This window comes from Halomonas sp. SSL-5 (assembly GCF_030708455.1).
GTDB lineage: Bacteria > Pseudomonadota > Gammaproteobacteria > Pseudomonadales > Halomonadaceae > Halomonas.
Genome location: NZ_JAUYWF010000008.1, coordinates 188,755 through 210,592, shown reverse-complemented (window position 1 = coordinate 210,592; position 21,838 = coordinate 188,755). Strand labels below are relative to the sequence as shown.

At 69.1% G+C, this 21,838-nt stretch carries 22 protein-coding genes; 11 read left to right on the top strand and 11 right to left on the bottom strand.

Annotated features, from left to right (window positions below; genetic code table 11):
- Nucleotides 1-52: 52 nt before the first annotated feature.
- From RAN53_RS11455 to RAN53_RS11445, 3 genes are all read right to left on the bottom strand, one after another.
- Entirely contained in the window at nucleotides 53-856 is an 804-nt protein-coding gene (locus RAN53_RS11455; protein WP_305796946.1) for an enoyl-CoA hydratase-related protein, read from the bottom strand.
- On the bottom strand, nucleotides 853-3,057 hold the full coding sequence (locus RAN53_RS11450) for an acetate--CoA ligase family protein (RefSeq protein ID WP_305796945.1): 2,205 nt from the start codon (nucleotides 3,055-3,057) through the stop codon (nucleotides 853-855). The genes RAN53_RS11455 and RAN53_RS11450 overlap by 4 nt, the downstream gene beginning before the upstream one ends.
- An 86-nt stretch (nucleotides 3,058-3,143) precedes the next feature.
- Nucleotides 3,144-3,944, bottom strand: coding sequence for an enoyl-CoA hydratase/isomerase family protein (locus RAN53_RS11445; RefSeq protein ID WP_305796944.1), 801 nt, complete (start codon nucleotides 3,942-3,944; stop codon nucleotides 3,144-3,146).
- A 259-nt stretch (nucleotides 3,945-4,203) separates the two neighbouring features.
- On the opposite strand from RAN53_RS11445, the gene RAN53_RS11440 reads away from it, so the two are divergent.
- Complete coding sequence (locus tag RAN53_RS11440; RefSeq protein ID WP_305796943.1) at nucleotides 4,204-5,112, top strand: MurR/RpiR family transcriptional regulator; 909 nt, start codon at nucleotides 4,204-4,206, stop codon at nucleotides 5,110-5,112.
- Nucleotides 5,113-5,327: 215 nt separating this feature from the next.
- Here RAN53_RS11440 and RAN53_RS11435 read toward each other — a convergent pair whose 3' ends face one another.
- Together RAN53_RS11435 and RAN53_RS11430 are read right to left on the bottom strand one after the other, a co-directional pair.
- On the bottom strand, nucleotides 5,328-6,305 hold the full coding sequence (locus tag RAN53_RS11435) for an NADPH:quinone reductase (RefSeq protein ID WP_305796942.1): 978 nt from the start codon (nucleotides 6,303-6,305) through the stop codon (nucleotides 5,328-5,330).
- Nucleotides 6,306-6,570: 265 nt separating this feature from the next.
- Entirely contained in the window at nucleotides 6,571-7,149 is a 579-nt protein-coding gene (locus tag RAN53_RS11430) for a hypothetical protein (RefSeq protein WP_305796941.1), read from the bottom strand.
- A gap of 145 nt (nucleotides 7,150-7,294) precedes the next feature.
- Between RAN53_RS11430 and RAN53_RS11425 the strand changes: the two genes are divergently transcribed.
- On the top strand, nucleotides 7,295-8,044 hold the full coding sequence (locus RAN53_RS11425; RefSeq protein ID WP_305796940.1) for a glycerophosphodiester phosphodiesterase family protein: 750 nt from the start codon (nucleotides 7,295-7,297) through the stop codon (nucleotides 8,042-8,044).
- A gap of 74 nt (nucleotides 8,045-8,118) precedes the next feature.
- On the opposite strand, the gene RAN53_RS11420 is transcribed toward RAN53_RS11425, so the two are convergent.
- Together RAN53_RS11420 and RAN53_RS11415 are read right to left on the bottom strand one after the other, a co-directional pair.
- Nucleotides 8,119-8,364 (bottom strand): GlsB/YeaQ/YmgE family stress response membrane protein, encoded by a 246-nt coding sequence (locus RAN53_RS11420; protein WP_305796939.1) that lies wholly within the window; start codon nucleotides 8,362-8,364, stop codon nucleotides 8,119-8,121.
- A gap of 56 nt (nucleotides 8,365-8,420) precedes the next feature.
- Nucleotides 8,421-8,963, bottom strand: a complete 543-nt coding sequence (locus tag RAN53_RS11415; RefSeq protein WP_305796938.1) for a DUF924 family protein — start codon at nucleotides 8,961-8,963, stop codon at nucleotides 8,421-8,423.
- Nucleotides 8,964-9,046: 83 nt separating this feature from the next.
- On the opposite strand from RAN53_RS11415, the gene RAN53_RS11410 reads away from it, so the two are divergent.
- The 9 genes from RAN53_RS11410 to RAN53_RS11370 all read left to right on the top strand — a co-directional run bounded on the left by RAN53_RS11410 (nucleotide 9,047) and on the right by RAN53_RS11370 (nucleotide 17,276).
- Nucleotides 9,047-9,229 carry a hypothetical protein gene (locus RAN53_RS11410; RefSeq protein WP_305796937.1) on the top strand — a complete coding sequence of 61 codons (183 nt, stop codon included), beginning with the start codon at nucleotides 9,047-9,049 and terminating at the stop codon, nucleotides 9,227-9,229.
- A 13-nt stretch (nucleotides 9,230-9,242) separates the two neighbouring features.
- A complete protein-coding gene (locus tag RAN53_RS11405; RefSeq protein ID WP_305796936.1) occupies nucleotides 9,243-10,634 on the top strand; it encodes a YcjX family protein in 1,392 nt (463 codons plus the stop codon).
- Nucleotides 10,631-11,674 carry a TIGR01620 family protein gene (locus RAN53_RS11400; RefSeq protein WP_305796935.1) on the top strand — a complete coding sequence of 348 codons (1,044 nt, stop codon included), beginning with the start codon at nucleotides 10,631-10,633 and terminating at the stop codon, nucleotides 11,672-11,674. Before RAN53_RS11405 ends, RAN53_RS11400 begins: the two co-directional genes overlap by 4 nt.
- 98 nt (nucleotides 11,675-11,772) lie before the next feature.
- Complete coding sequence (locus RAN53_RS11395) at nucleotides 11,773-12,213, top strand: universal stress protein (protein WP_305796934.1); 441 nt, start codon at nucleotides 11,773-11,775, stop codon at nucleotides 12,211-12,213.
- Between the two features lie 169 nt (nucleotides 12,214-12,382).
- Entirely contained in the window at nucleotides 12,383-14,323 is a 1,941-nt protein-coding gene (locus RAN53_RS11390) for an exoribonuclease II (protein ID WP_305796933.1), read from the top strand.
- Between the two features lie 159 nt (nucleotides 14,324-14,482).
- A complete protein-coding gene (locus tag RAN53_RS11385; RefSeq protein WP_305796932.1) occupies nucleotides 14,483-15,601 on the top strand; it encodes a glycosyltransferase family 4 protein in 1,119 nt (372 codons plus the stop codon).
- On the top strand, nucleotides 15,594-16,613 hold the full coding sequence (locus RAN53_RS11380; RefSeq protein ID WP_305796931.1) for a lysylphosphatidylglycerol synthase transmembrane domain-containing protein: 1,020 nt from the start codon (nucleotides 15,594-15,596) through the stop codon (nucleotides 16,611-16,613). The genes RAN53_RS11385 and RAN53_RS11380 overlap by 8 nt, the downstream gene beginning before the upstream one ends.
- A 112-nt stretch (nucleotides 16,614-16,725) precedes the next feature.
- Complete coding sequence (locus RAN53_RS11375; protein ID WP_305796961.1) at nucleotides 16,726-16,956, top strand: antitoxin MazE family protein; 231 nt, start codon at nucleotides 16,726-16,728, stop codon at nucleotides 16,954-16,956.
- Nucleotides 16,953-17,276, top strand: coding sequence for a type II toxin-antitoxin system PemK/MazF family toxin (locus RAN53_RS11370; protein WP_305796930.1), 324 nt, complete (start codon nucleotides 16,953-16,955; stop codon nucleotides 17,274-17,276). Before RAN53_RS11375 ends, RAN53_RS11370 begins: the two co-directional genes overlap by 4 nt.
- Nucleotides 17,277-17,303: 27 nt before the next feature.
- On the opposite strand, the gene RAN53_RS11365 is transcribed toward RAN53_RS11370, so the two are convergent.
- The 4 genes from RAN53_RS11365 to lpdA form a co-directional block, all read right to left on the bottom strand.
- Nucleotides 17,304-18,095, bottom strand: coding sequence for a M48 family metallopeptidase (locus tag RAN53_RS11365; RefSeq protein ID WP_305796929.1), 792 nt, complete (start codon nucleotides 18,093-18,095; stop codon nucleotides 17,304-17,306).
- 98 nt (nucleotides 18,096-18,193) lie between these two features.
- On the bottom strand, nucleotides 18,194-19,066 hold the full coding sequence (gene sucD, locus RAN53_RS11360; RefSeq protein WP_161432506.1) for a succinate--CoA ligase subunit alpha: 873 nt from the start codon (nucleotides 19,064-19,066) through the stop codon (nucleotides 18,194-18,196).
- Complete coding sequence (gene sucC / locus RAN53_RS11355; RefSeq protein ID WP_305796928.1) at nucleotides 19,066-20,232, bottom strand: ADP-forming succinate--CoA ligase subunit beta; 1,167 nt, start codon at nucleotides 20,230-20,232, stop codon at nucleotides 19,066-19,068. Before sucC ends, sucD begins: the two co-directional genes overlap by 1 nt.
- A 137-nt stretch (nucleotides 20,233-20,369) precedes the next feature.
- Nucleotides 20,370-21,809 (bottom strand): dihydrolipoyl dehydrogenase, encoded by a 1,440-nt coding sequence (lpdA, locus tag RAN53_RS11350; protein ID WP_305796927.1) that lies wholly within the window; start codon nucleotides 21,807-21,809, stop codon nucleotides 20,370-20,372.
- Between the last annotated feature and the right edge of the window lie 29 nt (nucleotides 21,810-21,838).

Sequence of the window (21,838 nt, the reverse complement as noted above, 5' to 3'; positions counted from 1 at the left end):
CCCGGCCGAAGCCGGGCGTCGCGGGGAAAGGCGCCAGTTGCCGCCGAGACGGCTATTTCGCCATCTTCTCCAGCATGGCGTTGACCGCCTCCAGGTGCTCGGGCTCGTTGTGGCACATGCCTTGGAACACCGCGCAGAGATCGAGGAAGTCCTTGAGCTCGGTGCGCTGCGCCATCTTCATCAGCCGCTTGGTCAGCCGTGTGGCCTTGGGCGGCTGGGCGGCGATGTGGGAGGCAATCTCGTCCACCTTGTCCATCAGCGCCTCGGGCTCGGTCACCTCCAGCACGATGCCGTACTCCTTCGCCTCCTCGGCATCGATCACCCGACCGGAGAGGGTCAGCTCGAAGGCGCGCTGGTAGCCGATCAGACGCTGCATGAACCAGGCGCCGCCGTCGCCGGGGATGATCCCCAGGTTGAGGAAGGTCTCGCCGAACTTCGCGCGACTGGAGGCGATGCGGATATCGGCCATGTTGGCCAGGTCGAAGCCGGCACCGATGGCCGGGCCGTTGACCGCGGCGATGATCGGCACCTCCACCTCGGCAAGGGCCAGCGGGATGCGCTGGATGCCGCGGCGATAGCGCGCCGACACCTCGGCCACGTCGCCGGCGAAATCGCCGCCGCGGCTGGCCATGTCCTTGACGTTGCCGCCGGCGGAGAAGGCGCTCCCCGCGCCGGTGATCACCAGCACCGAGACGTCGTCGCAGGCGTTGGCCCACTGCGACACGGCGATGATGTCATCCACAAGGGCGGTACCGGTCAGGGCGTTACGCACGTCGTGGCGATCCAGGGTCAGGGTGGCCACCCGCCCCTCCAGGGTCAGGCGGGCGTCGGTCAGCGGCGGCTGGTGCTGGCTCATGCGTCTGCGTCCTTGTCGGTGGGTTCGGCGTCACGGTCGACGATAACCCGGGCATCCACCACGGCATAGCCGTCGGCGTTGACGATCACCGGGTTGAGGTCCAGCTCGGAGAGCGCCGGGTAGGCCTCGACGATGCGCGACACCTTGAGCAGCAGGTCGACCAGCGAGGCCTTGTCCACCGCCTTCTCGCCGCGCACCCCGCCGAGGATCTTCCTGGCCTTTATCTGATCGACCATGGACTCGGCATCGAAGCGCGAGAGCGGGATCGAGCGGAAGGCCACGTCCTCGAGGATCTCGACGAAGATGCCGCCGAGACCGAACATCAGCACCGGCCCGAAGATGGGGTCGCGGATCACCCCGAGGATCACCTCCACCCCCTTCTGCGCCATGGGGGTGACCAGCACGCCCTCGATCTCGGCGCTGGCGTCGTACTCACGGCAGGAGGCGAGGATCGCCTCGCGGGCATCGCGCATCGCGGCCTCGCCCACCACGTTGAGCTTGACGCCGCCGGCGTCGGATTTGTGCAGGATATCCTTGGAGACCACCTTCATGGCCAGCGGCGTCTCGCCGCTCTCTCCAGCAAACCGACCGGCGGCGTCCGCCAGTTCCGCCTCGTTGCGCACCACCAGCTCCAGCGGCACCTCGATGCCATGCTCGCGCAGCAGCCGCTTGGCCTCGTACTCGAGGAGATCGCGCCCCTCCGACTGGGCCTGCTGGAACATGGCGGTGAGCTCGGGCATGGGATCGACGCTGCGCTCGCGACTCTGGCGATGGTACTGGGCCAGGTACTGGCCGCGCTCGCCCAGCGCGGAGAGCACCCGCACCGCATGCTCGATGGAGGCGTAGACCGGCAAGCCCGCCTCGTGCAGGCGACGCAGCGCCGGGGGCTTGACCGGGGTATACAGGCTGTAGATCACCAGCGGCTTCTCGGTGGCGTTGGAGAGGTCCACCATCGCCTCGGCGCCACGCATCTCGTCGCCCAGCAGCGACTCGGCGAAGCGGAGACTGTAGCCGCCGAACATGCCCACCAGGAAGACGCTGTCGACGTTGTCGTCGGCGGCGACGATCTCCATGCAGGTGGCCAGCAGCGACGGATTGGCGTCGGTGGAGCCGGCCACGTCCACCGGGTTGACGGTGGAGGCCTGGGGGAAGAGCACCTCACGCAGCTTCGCGCGGGTCGACTCGGCGAGCTCGGCGAGCTCGAGGCCCGCCTCGGCCAGGCGGTCGGAGGCGATGGTGGCCTGGCCGCCGCCATCGGCGATCACCGCCACCCGCTTGCCACGGGCCTTCTGCAGCAGCCCCAGTCCCTCGGCCACCGGCAGGATCTCGTCGGACTGGTGCACCACGCTGACACCCGACTGCTTGAGCAGGTCCACGGTCATGGCGTAGCTGCCGGCCAGCGCCCCGGTATGGGAGCTCGCCGCCTTCTGGCCCGCCGCGGTGGAGCCGGACTTGTAGACCACCACCGGCTTCATGGCGGAGACCTCGCGGGCCACCTCCAGGAACTTGCGCCCGTCGCGGAAGCCCTCGACATAGAGGGTGGCGACCCGGGTGTGGTGATCCTCGCCGAGATAGCGCAGGTAGTCGTTGAAGCCGATATCGCTCTGGTTGCCGGGACCGACGTAGGTGGAGAAGCCCACCTGGCCGTTGTGCTGCGCCTCCAGCGCCAGCGACAGCAGCATGTTGCCGGACTGGGAGATGATGCCGACATCGCCGGGCTTGACGTTGTCCAGCGACAGCAGGTTGACCTTGTGGTGCAGGTTGAAGATGCCCGAGGTGTTGGGGCCGATGATGCGCACGCCGTGGGCGCGGGCCTTCTCCATCATCTCGCGCTCCAGCGCCGCGCCCTCCTCGCCGGTCTCGGCGAAGCCGCTGGCGAGTATCACCGCCCCCTTGATGCCGCGCCGGCCGCACTCGGCGATCAGCCCGGGCACGGTGGCCGCCGGGGTGCAGAGCAGTGCCAGCGCCGGGGTGCCGGGGATGGCGGTGACCGAGGGCCACGCCTTGACCCCGAGGATCATGTCGGCCTTGGGGTTGACCGGGTAGATCTCGCCCCGGTAGCCATCCTTGATCAGGCCGACCATGGCCTTGTAGCCGCGCTTGGTGGGGTCGGCGGAGGCGCCCACCACGGCGATGCCGGCGGGGGCCAGGATCTCGTGCAGGGGGCTGCGGGTGGGGAGATGTCCTTCGATGGGATTCATGGGCTGGCTGACCTTGGCCTCATGGCCGATGGTGAGTGGTCGAAGCCCGGCACGGCCGGGCGGGTAGCGCGTGAAACGGCGGGGCCTCAGCGGCCCTCGAAGCGCGGCGCGCGCTTCTCGGCGAAGGCGTCCACGCCCTCCTGCCAGTCGCGGGTGGTGCTGACGAAGGTCATGCCCTCGAGCTCGGCGGTCAGGCAGGCGTCCAGGGTGCGCTCGCCGGACAGGGTCAGATGCTCCTTGGCCAGCGCCATGGAGAACGGCGCCTTGGCGGCCACCTTCTCGGCGAAGGCCAGGACGGCATCGAGAAAGCCTTCATCTGGGTAGTGGCGATTGGCCAGGCCGATGCGCACCGCCTCGGCGCCGTCGATGCGCTCGCCCAGGAAGACCAGCTCCCGGGCCTTGGCCAGGCCTACCAGGCGCGGCAGCAGCCAGGTGACGCCGCCACCCAGGAAGTTGCCGATGGAGACCTCGGGCAGGCCGATCTGGGCGCTGTCGGCCATCAGCAGGAAGTCGGCGGCGATGGCGATCTCCGCCCCGGCGCCCAGGGCGTAGCCGTTCACCGCGGCGATCACCGGGGTCTGCATCTGCATCAGGCGCTTGCAGACGAGCTGCTCCCCCTGGAGGTACTGGCGACGATCGAACGCGGTGCGACCGGCCTTGTGCTCCTTGAGGTCGGCACCCACGCAGAAGGCACGCCCCTCGCCGGTGATCACCACCACGCGCACCTCGGGGTCCTGCTCGGCGGCGGTAAGGGCGTCGCCCAGCTCGTCGTAGAGCGCCTGGGTCACGGCGTTGAGCCGATGGGGTCGGTTGAGGCGAATCTCCTGGACCTGGCCGTGGCGGCGCAGGATCAGGGTTTCGGGGTCTGACGAGGGGGCATGGCTCATGGTGTCGAAAACGCTCCGGCGTGGTGGCGATCGATAACGCGGCGATCGATAACGGACGGCGGTGGTTTCCACCGCTGGAAACAAACGTGCCATTATCCATGGTTTGCGACACGCTTGTATTGCCAGCATCCTAGCCAAAGGCCACCAACGGGTCAACACACCCGTATTGAAAAATAAGCGAACTGGAAACGAATGTTTCACTCCTGTCCCGATCCGATCGGTTACAATGCCCCCGCCATCACCACCCAGGAGACCGCCCGTGCTGGAATCCGACCAGGCCCCCCTGGACAGCGGCCCGAACCGCCTGGACGCGGTGAACCGCGAGCTCGCCGAGGCCTACCCCGAGCTCAGCCCGCAGCTCAAGCTGGCCGCGGGCTACGTGCTGGAGCACCCGGTGGAGATCGCCTTCCAGTCGATCCGCAAGTCGGCGGCGGCCGCCGAGGTCACCGCCTCGACCCTGGTACGCCTGGCCAAGCGGCTGGGCTTCGACAGCTATGAGCAGTTCCGCGAGGTGTTCCAGTCGGCGGTGCAGGCCGGCCCGGTGGAGCTCTCGGGGCGCGCCAGCCAGCTGCGCAGCCTGGCCAGCCAGACCGACGACCAGGTATTCCTCGACGTCGGCGACGCCGCCTTCGACAACATCGGCCGGCTGTTCACCGCGGATAACCAGTCACGGGTGCGCGACGCCGCCCGCCTGCTGCTGGAGGCCGGCAGGATCGCCGTGGTGGGGTTCAGGGACACCTTCGCCTGCGCCTACCACTTCGCCTACGTGGGGCGCATCGCCATGCCCAATATCCAGTTGATCCGCGGCCAGGAGGGGGGGCTACTCACGGAACTCGCCCCCTTCGGCGAGGGGGATGTGGTGGTGGTGTTCGGCTTCGAGCCCTACTGCGCGGAGACCATGCGCGCCCTGGAGATCACCCGGGCGGCGGGGGTGAGCGCCATCGTCATCACCGACACCCTGCGCTCGCCGCTGGTGCCGGGGGCCGCGATCACCTTCCCGGTCGCCAACGCCACCCCGCACTTCTTCCCCTCGATACTGGCCGCCATCACTCTGGTGGAGACCCTGCTCGCCGAGTGCGTGGCCTTCGGCCCGGACGATCTGGTGGACAACGTGGCGAGCTTCGAGTCGCGGATGCGGGCGATGGGCGCCTATGTGGAGAACGGCTGAGAGCCCCCCCAGCTTCGGGGCCCACGAGGCACGCTCGAGGCTGACCCGGCGACAGGCTTGATCGGGGGCGCTGTAAATACGTCCCTGTACGCTACCTCGGCCGTCCATGGTCCTCGGACCCCCTCCAAGCCTGCCCCCGGCGCCTCCCGCTCAGCTGACGGCACTCACCTTCGGTGCTTCCTTGCCCCTTGCTCCTTGTCACTGGCCGCAGGCCTTCAGGGCAGCAGGATGGTGGAGCCGGTGGTCTTTCGGCCCTGCAGGGCGTCCTGGGCCTTGCCGGCCTCGGCCAGCGGGTAGCGGTGCGAGACATCCACCGTCACCTTGCCGCTCTGGAGCATCTCGAAGAGCTCCGCGGCCATCGCCTCCAGGCGCTCGCGGGTGTCGGCGTAGCCGTTGAGGCTGGGGCGGGTGGTGAAGAGCGACCCCTTCTGGTTGAGGATGCCCAGGTTGACCCCCTCCACGGCGCCGGAGGCGTTGCCGAAGCTGACCATCAGCGAGCGCGGCTTGAGGCAGTCCAGAGAGGTCTCCCAGGTGTCCTTGCCCACCGAGTCGTAGACCACGTCGCACATGGCGCCATCGGTCAGATCGCGCACCCGCTCGACCACGTCCTCCTTGGTGTAGTCGATGGTGGCCCAGGCGCCGTTCTTCTCCGCCAGCGCCGCCTTCTCAGGGGAGCTGACGGTGCCGATCAGCCTGACCCCCAGCGCCCTGGCCCACTGACAGGCGATGGAGCCGACCCCGCCGGCGGCGGCGTGCCAGAGGATGGTCTCGCCGGCCTCGAGGCGGTGGGTCTGGCGCATCAGATACTGCACGGTGAGGCCCTTGAGCATGCTGGCCGCGGCGGTCTCGAAGTCGATCCCCTCGGGCAGCACCACCACCTTGGCGGCGGGCAGGGTGTGCAGCTCGGCGTAGGCGCCCAGCGGGCCCTGGGCGTAGGCGACGCGATCGCCCGGCTTGAGATGGGTCACTCCGTCGCCCACGGCGTCGACCACGCCGGCCGCCTCGGTGCCCAGCCCCGAGGGCAGCGACGGCGCCGGGTAGAGGCCGGTGCGGAAGTAGATGTCGATGAAGTTGAGGCCGACGGCGCGGTTGGCGACCCTCACCTCGCCGGGACCCGGCTCCGCCGGCGTGACGTCGACGAGTTCGAGGACCTCGGAGCCGCCGGTACGGGCAAACTGGATACGCTTGGCCATGAAGGGTGTTTCCTTGTGCTGCCTGCTGGATGAGCCCACCAGTCAAGCGCCATGGCCAGGCGGGGTCAAGTCACGCCGCCTTCACACAGGGCTATCGCAGCTGGCAGCATTGCTCAAGGCTGACCCGGCGACAGGCCTACGAGGGGGCGCTACGAGTACGTCCTTGTAGGCTACCTCGGCCATCCCTGGTCCTCGGACCCCCTCTCCGACCTGTCCCCGGCGCCTTTCGCTATCACCGCATGGCTAACTGCGATAGCCCTGGCCTTCACAGCGTGGCGGGAAAGGCTTCCAGTCCACGGATGAAACGCGCCTTGTAGTCATCGAACTGCTGGCGGTCCTGCTTGAAGGACTGGATCACCGCCGCCTCGTCGAAGCTCAGCGCCCGAGGCAGGTCCTCGAGGGAGCTGGCCGGATGCCGGGGCCCCAGCCCGATGCGCACCCCGGCCTTGCCGTCCAGCCAGCGCGAGATGCCCGCCTCGCGAAAGCGTGCCTCCTGCTCGGCGTCCCGGGCATCGACACGCAGGGGAGCCTTCTGGGCCAGCTCGGCGACCAGCCGCTCGGCGGGTCTGGCGACGCCCGGCGGTTCCTGGTCGAGTTCGGCCAGCAGCATCACGGTCATGCTGCTGCCACGCTCGTCGAGCACCAGCAGGGCCAGCGCCACCGGGCGTGAATGATCATCCACCAGCGCCAGCACCCTGGCTGCCTCCTGCTCGATCAGCACCCCCAGGGTGCCGGCGAAGGTCGCTAACGGCCGCAGCCCCGCCTCATGGCCATAGGCCTCGGCACACAGCCGGGCCAGGCAGGCCTCGCGCTGCCGGGGGTTCTTGATATGCACGACTCTCATCTCGCTCTCCTCGCATCGTCGGACCGCTGCCACCAGGGTCGAAAATCGCGCAGCCTACCATATCCAGGCCGGGGTGGATGGCGATAGGCTACCGACAGGTTCCTCGCCGCCAGTGGCGGCGTCTCGCTGACCAGGACGACGGCCCATGCCCCACCCCGATATTTCTCTCCCCCGCCTGATCGCCCATCGCGGTCTCTCCGCCCACGCCCCCGAGAACACCCTGGCCGCCGTGCGCGCCGCCCATGACGCCGGCTGCTCCTGGGTCGAGCTGGATGTCCAGCTGCTCGGCGATGGCACCCCGGTGATCTGGCACGACGCCGGCATGCGCCGCTGTTCGGACTCGAGCGGCCGGCTCGCCGACCTGGACCTGCCCGCGGCGCGCCGGCTCGACGTGGGGGCCTGGTTCGGCGACGCCTTCCGCGGCGAGCGTATCGCCACCCTGAACGAGATGCTCAGGCTGATCGCCGAGTGCGGGATGGGCCTCAACCTGGAGCTCAAGGTCAACCGCGGGCGCAGTGCCGCGGCGCTGGTCGAGGAGGCGGTGCCCGCCGCCCTCGATGCCCTGCCGCCGGAGCGGTTGATCGTCTCCTCCTTCGACGACGACGCCCTGGCCTGGGCCCGGGAGCTGGCACCCGCCTCGCGGCTGGCGCTGGGCGTACTCTTCGAGGGCGTCGGCCGCGGCTGGCGGGAACGCTGCGCGGCGCTCGAGGCGTTCAGCGTCCATGCCGACTGGCGTCGCCTGGGCCGTCGCAGTGCCACGGCGGTCAAGGACGACGGCTACGCCCTGCTCAGCTATACGCCCAACGACCCGGCGGCCTTCGCCCACCTGTGGGCGTGGGGCGTGGATGCGGCGATCAGCGACGACCCGAGCCGCTTCGCCGGCCATCTGCCCTGACCCCCTCCTGCGCCCCCATCATCACGTCGGGCCGCCCGAGGGCGGCCCGACGTACTCACATCCTTCTTCGGGGGCTACCCTTTCTTTACCTTGCTGATCACCCACAGCAGGATCACCGCGCCGACCACGGCACTGAACAGCGAGCCCAGCAAACCGCCGGTGCCCATGCCCAGGATCTGCTGGAAGATGAAGCCGCCGATCACCGCGCCGACCACCCCGACGCCGATATTGCCGAGGATGCCGAAGCCCCCTCCCCGCATGATGTGACCCGCGATCCAGCCGGCCAGGCCACCGATGATCAACCAGGCGATGATTCCCATGGTGCCTCCTTGTTCTGCTGAGTGGTGATGTGGTGAGTGGTGAGTGATTTGAAACACTAGAAGGAAGAGCCGGGCTGCGCCAGGAACGCCAGCTCCTCGGGCGTGGAAACCCGACCGAGGATGGCGTTGCGGTGCGGATAGCGTCCGAAGCGCAGGATGATGTCGCGGTGGCGACGCTCGACCCCCAGGTGCCTCTCGAGTCCCGGCTGAGCGAACAGGCGCAGGGCGTGCTCATGGATCGCCGCCGACTCGCTGTGCATGAAGGGCATATAGAGGAAGGCTCTCCGCACCGGAGCCAGCGCGGCGTCGGCGCCGCGAGCCACCGCCTCCTGGGCGAGTACCAGGGCCATGGGGTCACAGGCGAAGGCGCCTGGGGTATCGCGGTGGATATTGCGCGAGAACTGATCGAGCACGATGATCTCGCCGAGACGGCCCGACGGGGTCTCTCGCCAGCGCCACAGCTCGCCCCGAGCCGCGCTCTCCAGACAGGCGCCGAATCGGGTACGGATCTCGGCATCCAGCGCCGGATCCTTGCGAAACCACTGCGCCGCCTCGAGCTCGTCGAACCAGAAGCTCAGTACCGCGTCCGGCGTCGTCATCTTCACCTCCCTGTCCGCTGCCGCTGGGCCCGCTCTCCTGATACCATCAGCGGCGAGACACCACAAGCGAGGAGCGGCATCGCATGAATCCCGACCCCATCTGGTCGATGATCACCTACGTCTTCAACATCCTCGGCATGCTGGTCTGCCTCGGCGGCCTGACCCTGGCCCACACCACTCGCCATGTCTGGCCGGGACGGGTGATGGCCGGGGCGGGATTCCTGCTGGCCGCCTCACCGACCCTCTATGGCCTCATCAGCGGCTGACGGAGCTCCCTAGATGCGCCAGCCCCTCGCCCGTGAACTCCAGGACCTGATCGAGCGCGGCCGCGATCGCCAGCTGCGCCTGGCGGTCACCGGCCTCTCCCGCGCCGGCAAGACCGCCTTCCTCACCTCGTTGGTCAACCAGCTGCGCCATGCCGGCCTGGAGGCGCAGCTGGATCTGCTGCCCGCCGCCAGGGAGGGCCGCCTGCTGGGAGCCCGCCGCGTCAACCAGCAGGACCTGGGGGTGCCCCGCTTCCCCTATGACCAGGCCATGGCGGCGCTGTCGGCGACGCCGCCGCGCTGGCCGGAGCCCACCCGCGGCATCAGCGAGCTGCGCCTGACGATCCGCTATCGGCCGGCACGGCGCGGCCTGCTGGGTGGCGACTCGCGGCAGCTGACCCTGGACCTCTTCGACTACCCCGGCGAATGGCTGCTCGACCTGCCGCTGCTGGGGCTCGACTATCCCGCCTGGTGTGCGCGCCAGCGCGCCCTTGAGGGGCGCCAGCGGGCCTCCCACTTCGCCGCCTGGCAGGCCGCGGTGGCGAGGCTCGACCCCGCCGCCGAGGCCGACGAGGCCCAACTCGCCGAGATCAGTGAACACTTCGCCGCCGGGCTGCGCGGCGCCCGGGAGGCGGGCTTCGCCGACCTGCAGCCCGGGCGCTTCCTGCTGCCGGGGGACCTCTCCGGCGCGCCGGTGCTGCAGTTCTTCCCGCTCCCCGGTGTCGCCGAGGCGGACCCCGGGACGCTGGCCGCCCTGCCCGAATCGAGCAACTACGCCACCCTGGCGCGACGCTTCCGCTACTACCAGCAGCACATCGTGCGCCCCTTCTACCGCGACCACTTCCGGCGCTTCGATCGCCAGATCGTGCTGGTCGACCTGCTGGGGGCGCTGAACGCCGGCCCCGAACGCTTCCAGGACCTCTCCCGGGCGCTGGCCAACCTGATGCAGAGCTTCGACTACGGCCAACGCAGCCTGCTCTCGCGGCTGTTCGCCCCGCGCATCGACCGCCTCGCCATCGCCGCCACCAAGGCCGACCATGTGACCCCCGAACAGCACCCCCGCCTGGTGGCACTGCTCGAGGCGCTGCTCGCCGAGCCGCTCAAGGACCTGCGCTATGCCGATGTCCCGGTGCGTGCCCTGTCGCTGGCGGCGATCCGCTCAAGTGAATCACGCGAGGTCGAGAGCCAGGGACGGCGCACCCCGGCCCTGCGCGGCACCGGCCTCGACGGCGAGCCGCTGCTGATGTATCCCGGCGAGGTGCCGGAACGGCTCCCCGACGATGCCTTCTGGGCCCGCCAGGGCTTCGACTTCCCGGCGTTCCGCCCGCTGCCCCTGGAGAGCGGCGCCCTGCCCCATATCCGCATGGATGCTGCCCTCGACTGGCTGATCGGAGACAAGCTGACGTGAGCACGCCCCGCGACCCCCGCCCCGGTCGGCACTTCCCCCCCGAGGCGCCATCCCCATCTTCCACAGCAGCGGACCCACATCCGCCCCGGGCATTCGCCCACGACCAGCCGAGCCAGGCGCTGACGCCCAGCGAAGCACCGGCCGAGCCGGCGCTTGCGGCCAGTCTGGGGCGGCCGCGTCGACGGCGCTGGGGACTGCTCATGCTGCTTGGCGGCAGCCTGGGGCTGGGCGCCGTGGAGGCCGGTACCACCCTCTACGCCGCCGGCCTGGGCGGCGACTGGCTGGCCGGCGCCTGGAGCCTGCTGCTGCTGCTCGCCCTGGCCCTCGGCGGCGGTGCCCTCGGCCGCGAGCTGTGGCGCCTGCGCCGACTGCGTCGCCACGACCGGCTGCGCGAACGCCTGGACGGGCTCCCCTCGGCTTCCCGCCGCGAGGCCGACGCCACCGCCGAGGCCCTGCGCCGTGCCCTGGGCCTGGATACCGACCACCCCCACTGGCAGGCCTTCCTGGCCGCACGCCAGCCCCATCACGGCGGCGCCGAGCTCCATACCCTGCTCGACCATCACCTGCTGGCGCCCAGGGATCGCCAGGCGCGCCGCCTGGTGTCGCGGATGTCCGGCGAGACCGCGGTGATGGTGGCGGTGAGCCCGCTCACCCTGGTGGACATGGCGCTGGTGGCCTGGCGCAGCCTGGCCATGGTCGACCGCCTGTGCCGACTCTACGGCCTGGAGCTGGGCTACGCCGCCCGCCTGCGCCTGCTGCGCGAGGTGCTGCACCAGATGGCCTTCGCCGGCGCCACCGAGATGGCCGGAGACGCCGGCATGGAGATGCTCTCGATGAACCTGGCCGGGCGCCTCTCCACGCGTGCCGCCCAGGGCCTGGGCATCGGCCTGACCAGCGCCCGACTGGGGCTGCGCACCCAGCGCCTGACCCGCCCGCTGCCCTTCCACGCGGACCAGGCCCCGCGCCTTTCCGACCTGCGCCGGGAGCTGTGGCAGCAGCTGCGTCGACTCGAGGCGGACGGCGAACGCCAGCAGTCGTGATGCAGGTCAAGGTTGCTCCCTCCAGGCGGCATGGGGCATGACCCCGACGGGGAAAACCGCTAGGCTCGAGTTAGCCCCCACCGACAAGGAGTCTCTCCATGTATACCTCCATCCTGGTTCCCGTCGACGGCTCCGAACACGCCCAGAAGGCGCTCGCCGTGGCCTGCCAGCTGGCCCGCCAGGACGGCAGCATCCTGCACCTGCTGCATATCCCCGAGGAGCTCTCCCACGAGACCACCCTGGTATGGGGCATCGGCGCCATCGCCATCGAGGCCTCCCGCGAGGAGCGAGAGGATGCCGGCAGGCAGGTGATCAGCCGCGCCGCCGAGGCGGCCCGCGAGCAGGGCGCGACCCAGGTCGAGACGGTGATCGCCCAGGGTGATCCGGCCCGCGCCATCCTCAGCGAATCTCGCAAACGCGGCGTCGACGCCATCGTCATGGGCAGCCGCGGCCTCAGCGATCTCAAGGGCTTCGTGGTCGGCAGCGTCTCCCACAAGGTGGCCCACACCGCCGAATGCACGGTGATCACCGTCCGCTGACCCCATCCTCCCCGGTGCTTGTCGACGGCGTCGACGGGTGCCGTCCTGCCTGCCGCAAGCGCCGCCCCGCGCCAAGCCACTGATTCGCGGTGCCCCCCGACGCCAGGTTTGGCGCGGCGCACGGGAGTCCGTATAGTGGCTCTCCTATCCCCGCCACACGTTCGTGACCATGCTGCAGAACAACTCGCTGCTTGCCCAACTCAAGCAGAATCTTCGTGAAACCACCCCTCGGGTCGAGGGCGTGATCAAGGCCACCGACAGGGGCTTCGGCTTCCTGGAAACCGACGATGGCGAGTCCTACTTCGTGCCGCCCCCCGCCATGAAGCAGGTGCTGCATGGCGACCGCATCGAGGCCATCGTGCACGAGGATGGCGACAAGCGATCCGTCGAGCCTGAAAAGCTGATCGAGACCGGCATGAATCGCTTCATCGCCAGGGTCCAGCTCCGCGAGGGCCGCCTGGCCGTGGTGCCGGATCACCCCTCCATCAAGAACGTCCTCAAGGCCCGCATCAAGCGCAGCCTCGATGAAGCCACCATCGGCGACGCCGACTGGGTAGTGGCGCGGCTGGTACGCCATCCCCTCAAGGCCGACGATCGCGGCTTCTTCACCCAGATCGACGAACTGGTGGCCAAAGCCGACGACCCGGCGGTGCCGTGGCGCGTGACCCTCGCCCGCCATGCCCTGGAGCAGGAGTGTCCGGATGCCGGCGACGACTGGCCGCTGCGCGACGAGGGCCTGATGCGCGAGGATCTGAACGCCGAGCCCTTCTTCACCATCGACGGCGAGAAGACCCGCGACATGGACGATGCCCTGCGCATCGTCCCGCGTGAGGACGGCGGCTGGGACCTCAGCGTGGCCATCGCCGACCCCACCGCCTACGTCGAAGAGGGCCACGCCGCGGACCTCGAGGCGCGCACCCGCGCCTTCACCGTCTACCTGCCGGGGCAGAACGTCACCATGCTGCCGGAGCAGCTGGCCGACGACCTCTGCTCGCTGTGGGAGGGCAAGGAGCGCCCGGTGCTGGCCTGCACCCTCACCGTGAACGCCGACGGCAGCCTGGGTGACTATCGCTTCTTCGCCGCCACCGCGACCTCCCACGCCAAGCTGGCCTACGACCGGGTCTCCGACTGGCTCGAGGGCCAGGGCGACTGGGCACCGGAGGCGGTGATCGGCGAGCAGTTGAAGGCGCTGCGCGAGCTCACCCTGGCACGCGCCGCCTGGCGCGCCGAGCACGCCCTGGTGTTCAAGGACCGTCCCGACTTCGTCTTCGACCTGGACGCGGCCGGCAACGTGCTGGATATCCGCACCGAGGAGCGGCGCATCGCCAACCGCATGATCGAGGAGTCGATGATCGCCTCCAACGCCTGTTGTGCCCACCTGCTCTCCGAGCATGTCGGCCACGGCATCTTCAACGTCCACCGCGCCTTCGAGGACGACAAGGCCGAGGCCGCCCAGGAGTTCCTGGCCAGCCAGTCCATCGAGGTGGAACGTGAGGCGCTCACCGAGCTCTCCCGCTACAAGGAGCTCAAGCGCGAGCTCGAGGGCCGCGATGATGCCTGGCTCGACGCCCGCCTGCGCCGCTTCCAGGGTTTCACCAGCATGTCCGCCCAGCCGGGGCCACATTTCGGCCTGGGGCTCGCCGCCTACGCCACCTGGACCTCGCCGATCCGCAAGTATGGCGACATGGTCAACCACCGCCTGATCAAGCGGGTGCTCAAGGGCGAGCAGGCCCCGGCCGAGGCGAGCCTCGAGCTCACCGAGCAGCTCACCGAGCGTCGCCGGCTGAACCGCATGGCCGAGCGCGACGTCAAGGACTGGCTCTACGTGCGCTACCTGAGCCCCGCGGCCGAGGCTCAGGAGACCTTCGACGCCGAGGTCATCCAGGTCAATCGCGGCGGCATGCGCGTGCGCCTGACCGCCAATGGCGCCACCGCCTTCGTGCCCGCGCCGATGATGCACAGCGAGCGCAACAAGGTGGCCATCGACGACAAGGAGGGGCGCATCCAGGTGGAGAGCGAGGAGCGCTACAAGCTGGGGGATCATCTCCGCGTGGCGCTGGTCGAGGCCCGCGAGGAGACCCGCTCCCTGGTGGCCCGCCCGGCCGACTGAACCGCGCATCCCGGGCCATCCCGGCAATGCTTGCCAACGCCAGCACCACGGCGGCCCCCGGGCCGCCGTGGTGCGTTATGGCCGGCCACCCCGCCGCTGTCTTCGAAGTGTCGCATACTGCCCCTAGCCTGACGGTAACCCCACCCGTCAGGAGGCCACGTGCACCTCGTCGATGTCACCATGTTCCACGCCCCCGCCAGCGGCGGCGTTCGCACCTACCTGCAGGCCAAGCATCGCCTCCTGGCCCGCCAGTCCGACCTGCGTACCAGCCTGCTGGTCCCCGGTGCGGAGCGCGGCTCGCTGGGTGGGGTGCATACCCTCCCCGCCCCGCGCATTCCGCTGGGCCAGGGCTATCGCTTTCCGCTGCGCCGCGCGCCCTGGCGCGAGACCCTGATCGGCATGGCGCCGGACCTCATCGAGGCCGGCGACCCCTACGTGACCGCCTGGGCCGCGCTGGAGGCGGGCCAGGCGCTGGGCGTGCCCACGGTGGGCTTCTTCCATTCCGACCTGCCGCGGTTGATGGGTGACCGCCTGGGACGCGGCGTGCGTCTGCGCCTGCAGCGCTACGTGGGCCGGCTCTATGGCCAGTTCGACAGCGTGCTGGCGCCCTGCACCGCCATGGCCGAGCGCCTGGCCGACTGGGGGGTGGCCAACCTGCGGGTTCAACCCCTAGGCGTCGACCTGGAGACCTTCCACCCGCGCCATCGCGACCCGGCACTGCGCCGCCGCCTGGGGCTCGGCGACCACCAGCGGCTGCTGGTCTTCGCCGGGCGCCATTCGCCGGAGAAGCACATCGACGTGCTGCTCGCGACCCTGGGCCGACTGGGGCCGGACTACCACCTGCTGCTGATGGGACCGGGGATGCCCCACCGGGTCCCCACCAACGTCAGCGTGGTGCCCCGCTACTGCCCTCCCGGGGAGGTCGCCAGCGCCCTGGCCAGTGCCGATGCCATGCTCCACGCCGGCACCCGCGAGACCTTCGGCCTGGTGGCCCAGGAGGCCATGGCCAGCGGGCTACCGGTGGTGGCGGCACGGGCCGGCGCCCTCAAGGAGTATGTGCCGCTGGGCGCCGGCATCCTGTGCCGCCCCCGCGACCCGCAGGACATGGCGCGGGCGACCCGCGAACTGTTCCTCAACGACCCACAGGCCATGGGCCGCCACGCCCGCCGTCACGTCGAACGCCACTTCGACTGGGAGCGGGTCATCGATGACCTGCTGGGCCACTATCGCCAGTTGCGCCACGGCAACCCGCACCAGGCGATCTCCCGGAATGGCTGATCCACGCCGACAGCTGCCAGGCTGGCGGCCATGGCACGGAGTACTGATCGTGCTGGCGCTGCTCGCCCCCCTGCTGGTCACCGCCTGGCTGGGCGGGGCCGATGGCCTGGCGGCGGTCAAGCATTTCCCGCCGGGCCTGCTGGCCCTGATGCTGCTGGTGGCCTTCCTGTGCTGGAACCTCAATGCCGCCCGGCTGCGCCTGATGCTGGACGGTCGGGCCGGAAGGCTTGGCCAGCGCGGCGCCCTGGGCATCGAGCTGGCCTCCAAGTTCGCCCTGTGCGCCACCCCGGGCGGCAGCGGCGGCCCGGCTACCCTGCTGATGCTGCTGGCCCGGCGCGGCTTGCCGGCCTCACGGGGAGCCGCGGTCTTCCTGCTCGACCAGGGCTGTGACCTGCTGTTCTTCCTGTGCATGCTGTCGGGCGTGGTGGCCTACTCCCTGCTGGCCGAGACGTCCTGGCCCCATCAGTCGCTGATCCAGGTGGCCCTGGTCGCGCTGGCCCTGGTGGCGATCGGCGCTAGCCTGGCGCTGGGCTGCCTGACACGCCTGCTGCGCTCCCCCGCGACACCGCGACCTCGCTGGCTGAGCGGCTATCGTCGTCGCTGGCTGGCCCGCCGCCTGCTCAGGTGCCGGCAGGCGCTGGGGGCCACCCTGGCGCTGCCCACCACCACGCTGCTGGCGGTGCTGGTGCTGACCACTGCACACTGGCTGCTGCGCTACAGCCTGCTCTACCTGGCGGTGATCGGCGCCGGCGGCAGCATCGACTGGCTGTGGACCTTCCTGACCCAGATGCTGGCCATGGCGGCGAGCCAGTTCAGTTTCCTGCCCGGTGGCGCGGGAGCAGCCGAGCTGGGCGTCGGCGGGCTGCTGCTGCCGATGCTGGGAGCCGAGCAGGCCGCCGCCGCCGTGTTGGTGTGGCGGCTGGTCTCCTACCACCTCTACCTGGCCGCCGGGGCACCGATGTTCCTGCTACTGGCCTGTCGGCGACACCTTTCACTTTCACCCTGTCGTTAACGGCGATAACCATGGGCTTTACCGCCTGAGGCCCGTTCTTCGTACAAGCATGTTGCATGTAACGAAAGGGCGCACTAGCTTGTTACATGAAACAAATGGAGGATTCGCCTTGGTGACTACCGACAACGTGAACAACCGGGTGAAGAGACACCGCGCCGCCTTGCGTGCGGCCGGCCTGCGCCCGATCCAGATCTGGGTACCGGATACCCGCCAACCCGGCTTCGCCGAAGAGGCCCGCCGCCAGTGCGCTGCCGTCGCGGCTGCCGACGCCGGGGATCAGGATCTGCAGCACTTCATGGATGCCGCCCTCCTGGACCTGGACGACGACGAGTGTGACGCATGAGGCGTGGCGACCTGGTGACCATTGCCCTGTCGGGTGACTTCGAAAAGCCGTGTCCCGCCCTCATCATCCAGTCGGATCAGTTTGCCGGAACCGGCAGTGTGACGGTGCTGTTGCTCTCCAGTACCCGGGTCGATGCGCCGTTGATCCGCCTCGATGTGGAGTCCACTTCCGAGAATGGCTTGCAGCGACCCTCCCAGATCATGGTGGACAAGCCCATGACGGTGAAACGAGAGAGGGTGGGAGAGACCTTCGGCCACCTCGATGACAGCACCATGGTCGCCGTCAACAGGGCGCTGGCCGTCTTCCTGGGCTTCGCGTGAGCTGCTGGATAATGCCGCCGGCGCTCCTCAACCGCAGCGGGCAGGGGTAGCACCCTGGTAGCGTGCCAGGGCGGCATCCATGGCGGCCTCGAGGCCGTCGATGCGTGATTCATGGGCCGGGTGAGTGGAGAGGAACTCCGGCGGCTGGCCATCGCCGGCCGCGGCCATGTTGCGCCATAGCGCGGTGCTCTCGCGGGGATCGAAGCCCGCCTCGGCCATGATGGCCAGGCCCATGGCGTCGGCCTCCTCCTCGTGGGCGCGGCTGAAGGGCAAGGCGATGCCCAGGTGCGCGCCCAGGCCCAGCGCCCGCATCAGGGTATCGCCGGCCAGGTCCCCCTCGCCGAACAGCCCCACCACCAGCAGCACCGCGCGGATGCCAAGCTGCTGGGTGAGACGCTCGTTGCCGTGCTCGGCCAGCACATGGGCGACCTCGTGGCCGAGCACCGACGCCAGCTGGGCGGGAGACTCGGCGACCCGCAGCAGCCCGGTATGCACGCCGATGCGCCCGCCGGGCAACGCGAAGGCGTTGGGGACGGGGTCCTCGAACAGCACCACCTCCCACGCCTGGGGCATCCCGGCAGCCGGGTAGACCGCGCCCGCGGCGGCCGCCACCTCGCGGGTGACGCACTGCACCAGGGCGTTGGCCGGCGTGCCGGTCACCTCGGGCCGCCGGCGGCGCATCTCCTGGAAGCTCTGCTCGCCCATCTGGGCCAGCATGCCCTCGGGCACCAGCGCCAGGCGCGAGCGCCCGGTGGGGGCCTCGCTACAGCCGGCGAGCAGCAACGCGGCGGCCACCAGCATCCAGACGAATCGTCTCATCTGCACCTCCTGCCTCCGTCGATCTCCCGCACGGTGGCATGAATCGAGAAAGGGCGCCCGAAGGCGCCCTTTTCACATCCCGCGAAGACGATGTCGGCTTACCAGCCGGTCACTTCCTTCAGGGCGCTGCCGATCTCGGCCAGGGAGCGCACGGTCTTGACGCCGGCCTCCTCGAGGGCGGCGAACTTGTCGTCCGCGGTGCCCTTGCCGCCGGCGATGATCGCACCGGCGTGGCCCATGCGCTTGCCGGCAGGCGCGGTCACACCGGCGATGTAGGAGACCACCGGCTTGGAGACATTGGCCTTGATGTAGGCCGCCGCCTCTTCCTCGGCGGTACCACCGATCTCGCCGATCATCACGATCGCCTCGGTGGCCGGGTCCTTCTCGAACATCTCGAGGATGTCGATGAAGTTGGAGCCCGGGATCGGGTCACCGCCGATGCCCACACAGGTGGACTGGCCGAAGCCGTGATCGGTGGTCTGCTTGACCGCCTCGTAGGTCAGGGTGCCGGAGCGCGACACGATGCCGACCTTGCCGGGCTTGTGGATGTGCCCCGGCATGATGCCGATCTTGGTCTCGCCGGGGGTGATCACGCCCGGGCAGTTGGGGCCGATCAGGCGCACGCCCAGCTCGTCGCACTTGACCTTGACATCGAGCATGTCGAGGGTCGGGATGCCCTCGGTGATGCACACGATCAGCTTGATGCCGGCGTTGGCGGCCTCGAGGATGGAGTCCTTGCAGAACGGGGCCGGCACGTAGATCACGCTGGCCTCGGCGCCGGTCTTCTCCACGGCTTCCTTGACGGTGTTGAACACCGGCAGGCCGAGGTGCTCCTGGCCGCCCTTGCCCGGGGTCACGCCGCCGACCATCTGGGTGCCGTAGGCGATCGCCTGTTCGGAGTGGAAGGTCCCCTGGCCGCCGGTGAAGCCCTGGCAGATGACCTTGGTGTTCTTGTCGATCAGGATACTCATTACTTGCCCTCCGCTGCCTTGACTACCTGTTGAGCCGCATCGGTGAGGCTCTCGGCAGCGATGATGTTGAGTCCGCTGGATGCCAGCTTCTCGGCGCCCAGCTCGGCGTTGGTGCCTTCCAGACGCACCACGACCGGCACGTTGACGCCGACCTGCTCGACGGCACCGATGATGCCCTCGGCGATCATGTCGCAACGCACGATACCGCCGAAGATGTTGACCAGCACGGCCTTGACGTTGTCGTCGGAGAGAATCAGCTTGAAGGCCTCGGCCACGCGCTCCTTGGTGGCGCCGCCGCCGACGTCAAGGAAGTTGGCCGGCTTGCCGCCATGCAGGTTGACGATGTCCATGGTGCCCATGGCCAGGCCGGCGCCGTTGACCATGCAGCCGATGTTGCCATCCAGGGCCACGTAGTTGAGTTCCCACGCCGCCGCCTCGGCCTCGCGCTCATCCTCCTGAGAGGGGTCGCGCATCGCCTGCAGGTCGGGATGACGATGCAGGGCATTGCCGTCCAGGCCGATCTTGGCGTCGAGGCAGTGGAGGTTGCCCTCGTCGGTGATCACCAGCGGGTTGATCTCGAGCAGCGCCAGATCCTTGTCGTGGAACAGCTTGGAGAGGCCCAGGAAGATCTTGGTGAACTGCTTGACCTGGTCACCCTTGAGGCCCAGGGCGAAGGCCAGCTCGCGCGCCTGGTAGGGCTGTGCGCCGACCAGCGGATCGATCTCGGCCTTGAGGATCTTCTCGGGCGTCTCCTCGGCGACCTTCTCGATCTCCACGCCACCCTCGGTGGAGGCCATGAAGACCACGCGGCGAGAGCCACGGTCGACCACGGCACCCAGATAGAGCTCGTCGGCGATGTCGGTGCAGGTCTCGACCAGAATCTTGGCGACCGGCTGACCGTTGGCGTCGGTCTGGAAGGTCACCAGGTTCTTGCCCAGCCACTGCTCGGCGAAGGCCTTGGCCTCGTCGGGGCTCTTGATCAGCTTGACGCCGCCCGCCTTGCCGCGGCCGCCGGCGTGAACCTGGGCCTTGACGACCCACATGTCGCCGCCGATCTTCTTGCAGGCTTCCGCGGCTTCCTCGGGGGTGTCGACGGCAAAGCCCTTGGACACCGGCAGACCATAGTCGGCAAACAGCTGTTTGCCCTGATACTCGTGAAGGTTCATCGATTCATGCCATTGGTTGCATGTGACTCGAACGGCGACCCTGCTCGACCTCGGCGGTCTGACTCAAGGCGCGCCACCGTCCCCTCCGATGCATGGCCGGAAGGGGCACGCCGCCCCGTGGGCGGCGCTTGTTGTCCTTACTTCTTCTTCTTGCGATTGGCCATGTGGATGGCATGGCCTTCCACCGCCAGCGCGGCCTCGTGCACCGCCTCCGACATGGTCGGATGGGCGTAGCAGGTCAGCGCCAGGTCCTCGGCACTGGAGCCGAACTCCAGCGCGATGACGCCCTGGGCGATCATCTCGCCGGCATGCTGGCCGACGATATGCATGCCCAGCACGCGGTCGGTCTCGGCGTCGGCGATGATCTTGGCCTGGCCCTCGGTGGCGTTGTTGGCCATGGCGCGACCGCTGGCGGCGAACGGGAACGCGCCCGTCTTGACCGCGATGCCCTTGGCCTTGGCGTCCTGCTCGGTCAGGCCGACCCAGGCCACCTCGGGGAAGGTGTAGATGACGTTGGGGATGGCGTCGTAGTTCATCTCGGCCTTGTGGCCGGCGATGATGTCGGCGACCATCACGCCCTCCTCGGAGGCCTTGTGGGCCAGCATCGGGCCGCGCACGCAGTCACCGATGGCGTAGACGCTCGGCACGCTGGTACGGCACTGATCGTCGACCTGAATGAAGCCGCGCTCGTCGGTCTCCACGCCCACACCCTCGGCGATGACGCCCTGGGTGTAGGGCTTGCGGCCGACGCAGACGATCAGCTTGTCGAAGGTCATCTCCTGGTCGTTGTCACCGTCGCTGTACTTGACGACCACTTCCTTGCCCTTGACCTCGGAGCCGGTGACGCGAGCGCCCAGCTTGATGTCCAGGCCCTGCTTCTTGAGCAGCTTCTGGGTCTCCTTGGCGATGGCGCCATCGACCATCGGCAGGAAGCTGTCCATGGCCTCGAGCACGGTGACCTCGGAACCCAGGCGGTTCCACACGCTACCCAGCTCCAGGCCGATCACGCCGGCGCCGATCACGCCGAGGCGCTTGGGCGTCTCGGTGAACTCCAGGGCACCGGTGGAGTCGACGATGACGTCATCGGTGAGCGGGGTCGGCGGGATCTCCACCGGCACGGAGCCGGCGGCGATGATGATGTTGTCGGCTTCAAAGGTGGTGGCCTTGCCGTCCTGGTCGGTGACCTCGACCTGCTTGCTGCCGGTCACCTTGCCGGTGCCCTCGATGCCGGTCACGCCATTGGCCTTGAACAGGCCGGCGATGCCACCGGTGAGGTTCTTCACGATCTTGTCCTTGCGGGCGATCATCTTCTTGACGTCCATCTGGACGTCAGTCGCCTGGATGCCCATGTCGTCGAAGTCATGCTTGGCCTCGACGAACTTGTGGGAGGCCTCGAGCAGCGCCTTGGACGGGATGCAGCCCACGTTCAAGCAGGTACCGCCGAAGACGACCTTGCCTTCCTTGCCGATCCACTTCTCGACACAGGCGGTCTTGAGACCCATCTGGGCGGCACGAATGGCGGCCACGTAGCCACCGGGGCCCGCACCGATCACGATCACATCAAACTTGTCGGCCATGTTGGCTCCTGTTGCATGTCTTGGATTCA